The organism is Bradyrhizobium sp. USDA 4461, from assembly GCF_054055655.1.
In genome coordinates this window covers 1190256-1197500 of sequence record NZ_JBSRXM010000001.1, presented here as the reverse complement: position 1 = coordinate 1197500, position 7245 = coordinate 1190256, and the positions used below count along the sequence as shown (strand labels likewise).

5 protein-coding genes and 1 pseudogene are annotated in these 7245 nt (G+C 64.3%); 2 read left to right on the top strand and 4 right to left on the bottom strand.

The features are described from left to right. The first annotated feature begins 333 nt into the window (after window positions 1–333). Window positions 334–942: a hypothetical protein gene (locus ACVINW_RS05700; protein ID WP_456750393.1), complete on the top strand. Its 609-nt coding sequence runs from the start codon at window positions 334–336 to the stop codon at window positions 940–942. A 218-nt stretch (window positions 943–1160) separates the two neighbouring features. Here the strand turns inward: ACVINW_RS05700 and ACVINW_RS05695 are convergent, their stop codons facing one another. After that, a complete protein-coding gene (locus tag ACVINW_RS05695; protein ID WP_456750392.1) occupies window positions 1161–2249 on the bottom strand; it encodes a TRAP transporter substrate-binding protein in 1089 nt (362 codons plus the stop codon). Between the two features lie 300 nt (window positions 2250–2549). Here ACVINW_RS05695 and ACVINW_RS05690 point away from each other — a divergent pair, with 300 nt between their 5' ends. After that, window positions 2550–3635, top strand: coding sequence for an NAD-dependent epimerase/dehydratase family protein (locus ACVINW_RS05690; protein WP_456750391.1), 1086 nt, complete (start codon window positions 2550–2552; stop codon window positions 3633–3635). A 210-nt stretch (window positions 3636–3845) separates the two neighbouring features. Here the strand turns inward: ACVINW_RS05690 and ACVINW_RS05685 are convergent, their stop codons facing one another. The 3 genes and pseudogenes from ACVINW_RS05685 to ACVINW_RS05675 form a co-directional block, all read right to left on the bottom strand. Further along, window positions 3846–5150, bottom strand: a complete 1305-nt coding sequence (locus ACVINW_RS05685) for an NAD(P)H-dependent oxidoreductase (RefSeq protein ID WP_456750390.1) — start codon at window positions 5148–5150, stop codon at window positions 3846–3848. Window positions 5151–5317: 167 nt separating this feature from the next. Beyond that, window positions 5318–6119 (bottom strand): annotated as a pseudogene (locus ACVINW_RS05680) (phytanoyl-CoA dioxygenase family protein). Window positions 6120–6255: 136 nt separating this feature from the next. Beyond that, entirely contained in the window at window positions 6256–6930 is a 675-nt protein-coding gene (locus tag ACVINW_RS05675; RefSeq protein WP_456750389.1) for a GntR family transcriptional regulator, read from the bottom strand. Window positions 6931–7245: the final 315 nt, after the last annotated feature.

Below are 7245 nucleotides of genomic sequence, written 5' to 3'. Positions count from 1 at the left end.
TGGCGCGTTCCGTATCCGGCGGTGAATAGAAGTGAAGCGGCGCGTCGGCGCCCAAGCCCGGCATCGCTTCGCGCCATTCGTCGGACGATGCACATTGAAGCGGAACATCCAACCTCCGCCGGCATTCACATCCACGATGACGTTTCGTTGGTTTCGTCGGAGGACGTTCGGCCGCACCCGGGCGTATCAACAAGCCCTGAACTGCTTGTGATCATTCGGCCACGAACGCCCATCATCGTCTACGACGAAAGTTCATGGGCCGTTCATTTCGATTTCCGTACCAGTTCCCGTCAAGAGGCTCGGCAACAAACCTGCCCCAACAAGGAGACTTCCATGCGTGAGATCGTCCGTCCCGTAACTGCTGCGTTGAGCGTCGCATGTCTTGCGATCGCGATGACCGCAGCGTCGAACAGCGGCGCATTCGCGCAGGCCAAGCAGCAGACGGCGCCGTCGCCCGCCGCGCAGGCCGCTGCTCCGGCACAGGACCAGCTTCCGCCGATCAAGCAGATCGCGTTGACCGACAAGCAGATCGATGGTGCGATCGCCGCGGCCAAGGAAATGGACCCGATCACCGCAAAGCTCTCGCAGGATGCCAAGCCGGATCCGAAGATCGTCGCCCAGCTCGAGGCGATCGCCAAGAAGAACGGCTTTGCCAGCTATGACGACTACAACAACGTCGTCGACAACATCTCGCTGGTGCTCGGCGGCTTCGATCCGCAGACCAAGAAGTATGTCGGCCCCGAGGCCGTCGTGAAGGCGCAGATCGCCCAGGTCCAGGCCGACAAGAAGATGTCGGCCAAGGACAAGAAGGACGCGCTCGCCGACCTCAACGAAGCCCTGAAATCGCCGCCGCCCGCAGTCGAGAACAAGGGCAACATCGACCTCGTGACCAAGAGCTACGACAAGCTGATGGAAGAGTTCGGCGGCAGCGACGACAACTGAGGCGCCCGCCGAATCAGGCTTGAATTAAGAATCAGCCCCGGAGAATTTCTCCGGGGCTTTTTTATTCCAGCCTCGTCCTCGGTTCAGAGGCAGCAAACCATCGGTCCCGTCATTGCGAGCGAAGCGAAGCAATCCATCGCGCAGCAAGTACAGAGATGGATTGCCTCGTCGCTATCGCTCCTAGCAATGACAAGCAGTGTAAAACCGTCGCGTTCGCCTCAAGTCCGCGTGCGCATCCGCATCATGAAGCTGTCGAACGAGAGCTCGGCGACCTGCATCCAGGCCAGCGATTCGTTGCGATAGGCGGAGAGGCTCGCATACATCTTGCCGAAATGCGGATTGCTCTTGGCGAGATCGGCGTAGATCTCGTTGGCGGCGCTGTAGCAGGCCTCCAGCACCTCCTGCGGGAACGGCCGCAGCTGCGCGCCGGCGACGATCAGGCGTTTCAGCGCCGGCGGATTGACCGCATCATATTTGCCGGTCACCCAGGTGAAGGTGTCTTCGGAGGCGGCCTGGATCGCGGCCTGATAATGCTTCGGCAGCGCATTCCACTTGTCCTTGTTCATCACATTGTGGCCCTGGCCGGTGCCTTCCCACCAGCCGGGGTAGTAATAGAATTTCGCGACCTTGACGAAGCCGAGCTTCTCGTCGTCATACGGCCCGACCCATTCGGCGGCGTCGATGGTGCCTTTCTCCAGCGCCGGATAGATGTCGCCGCCGGCGATCTGCTGCGGCACGCCGCCGACCTTGGCGATGATGGTGCCGGCGAAGCCGCCGACGCGGAATTTCAGCCCCTGCAGATCCGCCATCGACTTGATCTCCTTCCGGAACCAGCCGCCCATCTGGGCGCCGGTCGAGCCGGTCGGAATGCCGACGCAATTGTACTCGCTGAGCAAATTGTTGATCAGCTCGCTGCCGCCGCCCCATTGCAGCCAGGAGATATGCTGGCGCGTGTTGAGGCCGAACGGCAGCGACGTGCCGAAAGTGAAGGCGGGATTCTTGCCCCAGTAATAATACAGCGCAGTGTTGCCCATCTCGACCGTGCCGTTGGAGACCGCGTCCAGCACCTGCAAGCCGGGCACGATCTCGCCGGCGGCAAAGGACTGGATCTGGAATCGGTTGTCGGTGATCTCGGCGACGCGCTTGCAGAAGAATTCACAGCCGCCATAGAGCGTGTCGAGCGCCTTCGGCCAGCTCGCCGCAAGCCGCCACCTGACCTCGGGCATCGATTGCGCGACCGCGGGCGCAGCCACCGCCGTCGCAGCCAGCCCGACGCCGCCTGCCGTCAAGAAATCACGACGCTTCATGCAATTCCCTCCTGTGTGCCGATGCCTCGACAAGGGGAACGATCTTGGTGCCGTCTTTCTTCGCCGATCGATCGACGTTGCTGTGATGAATGTGTCCGGTGGCCCTCGACAGGCTCTTGTGTGGAAATCCGGGCGCCCGGTTCCACCGGTCAGGATGATCGTTTGCCGGAGGAAATCAAGCGTCTGCCTACACTGCAGGTGCGAAGGAAAGTTGCGCTACAGGTCTCATCCGATACTCGCCGCGACGATGCCGCCGCCGCCGCGATCTGCTACGCAGGGCAGGTAAGGGAGGTCAAGGACATGGCCAACAAGAAAGTCGTGGTCGCCGGCGCGACCGGTCTCGTCGGCAGCGCCGCCTTGCGACACTTCGGCGCATCCGGCGATTGCGAGCGCATCGCGCTGTCGCGCCGCAAGCCGCGCGAGCTCTACGGCGCGCGGCACGTGCCGATCGATCTCGCCAATGCCGAGGATTGCCGCCGTGCCGCGGCCGCGCTCGCCGGTGCAACGCACCTGATCTATGCCGCGCTCTATGAGGCGCCCAGCCTGGTCGATGGCTGGCGCGATGCCGGGCAGATCGCAACCAACGACCGGATGCTGCGCAATCTGATGGGCGTCCTCGAACCCGCAGCGCCCGACCTCAAGCATGTCGCGCTGCTGCAGGGCACCAAGGCTTATGGTGTGCACGTCCGGCCGCTCACGGTGCCGGCGCGCGAGGGCCGCTCGGAAATGTACGAGCAGCCGAATTTCTACTGGGCGCAGGAGAATTTCCTGCGCGAGCTGCAGCGCGGCAAGAGCTGGTACTGGAGCATCCTGCGTCCGGTCCTGATCATCGGCGAAGCCATGGGCGGCGCGATGGATTTGATCCCGCCGCTCGGCGTCTATGCGGCGGTACTGCGCGCGCAGGGCAGGCCGCTGGATTATCCCGGCGGGGCGCCGCGCGTCGCCCAGGCGGTCGACGTCGACCTCCTGGCGCGCGCGATCGCATGGTCGGGCGAGACCCAGGCCGCGCGCAACGAGGCGTTCAACGTCACCAATGGCGACGTCTTCACCTGGGAAAATATCTGGCCGTCGGTCGCTGATGCGCTCGAGATGGCGCCGGGCCGGCATGTGCCGCTGTCGCTGGCGCAGGAATATCCGAATTGGATTCCGCTATGGGACGAGCTGCGCAGCAGGCACGATCTGATCGCGCCGGGTCTGGAGGAGTTCGTCGGCCTGTCGTTCCAATATGCCGATTACAGCATGCGCTACGGGCAGACCGAATCCGGTCCGCCCTCGATCGTCTCGACGGTGAAGATCAACCAGGCCGGTTTCACCGAGATGATGGACACCGAGGTGATGTTCCGGAAGTGGTTTAGGCTGGCGAAGGCGAGCCGGCTGCTGCCGTGAGTTGTTGGAGTCGTGCTCTGGCCGCTTGCTCCTCCCTCTCCCTATTCTCTTGTCCGCCGAAGCCCGCCTTCGGGCGAAGGCGGATGCGGGGAGAGGGTTGGGGTGAGGGGCTCGTTCCGCAAATATAGTCGAAAACGAACTCGCGGAGATCGCCCCTCACCCGGCGCTTCGCGCCGACCTCTCCCCGCAAGAGCGGGGCGAGGTGACTTCCTACGAAAATGCCCGCTCCATCGCCTTGCGCGTCTTGATCGTGTCGTTCGCTTCGTCGACCTCGACGTCGCTCCATCGCACCACCGCGCCATGGGCGACGTCGTTCTTCAGCTTGACGCGATGGGCGAGCCCGATCGGGAGCGCGCCGGTGGCGAGGCTCGCAGCAGCCGGCATCAGTTTGCCCCACACCGTGTAGCCGCCTTCGCCGTCGAGCATCTCGCCGGCGCGCAGATTGCGCTTGGCCACCGACGCGACGTCGCCGCGGAAGCCGCGCGGCTGTCCGGTCGGCTCGTTGCGCAGCGCCGCCGACAGCACCGAAATATTCAGCTCGAGCCCGATCAGATGATAGGGCTTGTACATCGCGGCATAGCGGCCGGACGCATCGGTCTTGAGACCGTATTGCTTGAAGCAATCGGCGGCATAATCGTTCGGCGCCTCCAGCACCACATAGACGCCCCAGCGCAGATCGCGAAACACGGGGCGGCCGTCGCGCTCCAGCGACGACACCACCTCGACGATGCCGGATTTCTCCAGCACGCCGCCCGCCTCGCGCGGCCGCATCACATGCGGCAGATCGTCGACGCCGCAGGGCGGAAACAGCAGTCCCTCCGACGGCACGTCGAGGGTGCAGGCGTTGGCGATCGCCGCCATCTCGATCGCGGATTTGGTGCCGTCGAGGAAGGAGTTGAACATCTGCGGGTTCATGCCGGCGGATTGCGCCTCACCCGGGGTGAGCCCGTAATGCTGCCACACCCCCTCCGGTGTCACGTCATGATAGGCCGGCAGGTACTTGGTGCCCTTGCCGGCGGCGACGACGCGAAAGCCGGTGGCGCGCGCCCAGTCGACCATCTCCGCGGTCAGCGCCGGCTGGTCGCCATAGGCGAGCGAATAGACCACGCCGGCCTTGCGTGCCTCTTCGGCGAGCAGCGGGCCCGCCAGCACATCGGCCTCGACATTGACCATCACGACATGCTTGCCGGCCGCGATCGCCGCGCGGGCATGGCGGATGCCGACGGCGGGATTGCCGGTTGCTTCCACCACGACATCGAACGTGCCGCCGGCGCTCGCGCGTGCGCCGTCGTCGGTGAAGGTGGTCGCGTTGATCCGCGCCTCGTCCCAGCCGACGGTGCGACACGCCTCGCGGGCGCGATCGCGATCGAGATCGACGATCACGGGCACCTCGAGCCCCGGCGTATGCGGCACCTGCGACAGGAACATCGAGCCGAATTTTCCGGCGCCGATCAGGACAACGCGCACCGGCTTGCCGGCGGCGGCGCGGGTTTTGAGGAGGTGATGCAGGTTCATGTGCTGGTTGCCATCGGATTTGATCGCGCGGATGCGACGAGGAAAAGGCCGTCATTCCGGGGCGCGACGAAGTCGCGAGCCCGGAATCCATTGTACTACGAACCGTGCGGTTAAATGGATTCCGGGCTCTCGCTTCGCGAGCCCCGGAATGACGGGGTCTCGAGAGCTTACTCCGCCGCCTGCCGCGGCGCACGGGCCAGCCGCAGCAGCGCGTCGTCGGCAACCGTCTGGATCGGCGTGAAGTCGCGATGCGCGATGTAATCCGGCCGCGTCGGGGTGCGGATGTAGTTGGAGACCGCGTTCAAGGTCAGATAGACGATCTTGCGCGGGTAGGGCGTGATGTTGGCCGCTCGATCCGTGCACCAGATTGCCGTGGAACATCAGCATCCCGCCGGGCTTGCCGGTCGGCGCGACGATGCCGCCCTGCTTGACGAGGCGGGTCACGGTCTCCTCGTCCAGCGTCCACAGCGGGTAGGACGTGGTTTCGAGATCGTGCGAGGCCTTGAGGTCGCCAGCGGTCTGGCTCTGCGGCACCAGCATCAGCGGGCCGTTGATCGGCATCACCTCGTCGAGGAAGATCGCGATGTTCATCGCGCGCGGCTCCGGCATGCCGTCGTCGCGCTTCCAGGTGCCGTAATCCTGGTGCCACTGCCAGACGTCGCCGGTGAAGGCCGCCTTGGCGTTGATCTTGAACTGGTGCATGTAGACCTTCTCACCGAACAGCTGCTCGATCGGGTCGATCATGCGCGGATGCGCGCCGAGGATGCCGAACGCCTCGTTGTAGAGATGCGCGGCGAAAGCCGTGCGCGGCGCGCCGCTCTTCTCGCGCCACACCTCGGGACGGTTGGCGTCATAGATCGCGACCGCCTCGCGGGCGAGGAAATCGACCTCTTCCTGGTTGAACAGCTCGGGCAGGAACAGCCAGCCTTCGCGGTGGAAAAATTCGACCTGTTCTTGGGTCAGTTTCATGGTTCTTTCCTCCTGTTGTTATGATTGTCATTTCGGGGCAATGCGAAGCATCGAACCCGGAATCTCGAGGTTCCCCGATGCGCAATTGCGCATCTGTGGTCTGGTCCTTCGGACCATCCCGGAACGACAGCCCTACTCACGCCGCCACGTTGATGGCCCTCAGCTTCTGTTCGGTCATCCGCCCCGCCGTCTGCGCATGCGCCAGCGCGGCAGCCTCGGCGGCGGCGGCATTGCCGGAGAAAATATGCGCGGCGATGGCCTCGTGCTCGGTCCAGGCGCTGTCGCGGTAATCGAGCTCGGCGAGCACAGTCGCCATCGAGCGGCGCATATGCGGCCACTGCGGTGTGATCATCTCCTCAATCGCGGAATTGCCGGCGAGCCGATAGATCGCGCTGTGGAAGTCGACGTCGAGCGCGATCAGCCGCGCCAGCGGCGCGTGGTCGTCGATCGCGCGGCCGGCCTCGAGCGCGGCCTCGAGCTGTGTGCGTGCCGCCGCATCCTCTTTCACATGCGTCGCGGCAAGCCGTGCGGCGAGCGCATCGATGGCGCCGCGCACTTCATACAGCTCGCGGATCCGCTGCGGATCGAGCTGCGTCACCTCGAAGCCGCGCTTGCCGCTCTCCGCGACGAGACCCTGGCGATGCAACAGATGCAGTGCGTGCGAGATCGGCTGGCGCGAGACGCCGAGCTTTTCAGCCAATTCGTTCTGGGTGATGCGCTGGCCGGGCAGCAATGTGCGGTCGATGATCGCTTCGAGCAATCGCCCGTAGACCTGGTCGATCAGGTTCGGAAGCGGGTCCAACGGGATCATGCTTTCAGTCCAATTTGGAATACGGAATTCCGTATTCGAAATAGACGCTACTGCGGGTTGCGAAAGCGGTCAAGGCAACAGTTTTCGGCGCCGATAAGCCGTTGATATATTGATGTTTTCTTCCAAGGCTTGATGAGCGCCTCGATTGCGGCGGAGATTTGCCTCGGAGCGATGGGCACCGTGGCCCGGGCGGATAATGAGCTCAGTGAGGTGAGCGTCGTGCAGGGCTCCCTCCCCCCTTCTTGTCCGCCGAAGCCTCTTGGCGAAGGCGGATGCGGGGAGAGTGGGGAGGGGTGGCCCCGGGCGCCGGCGCGA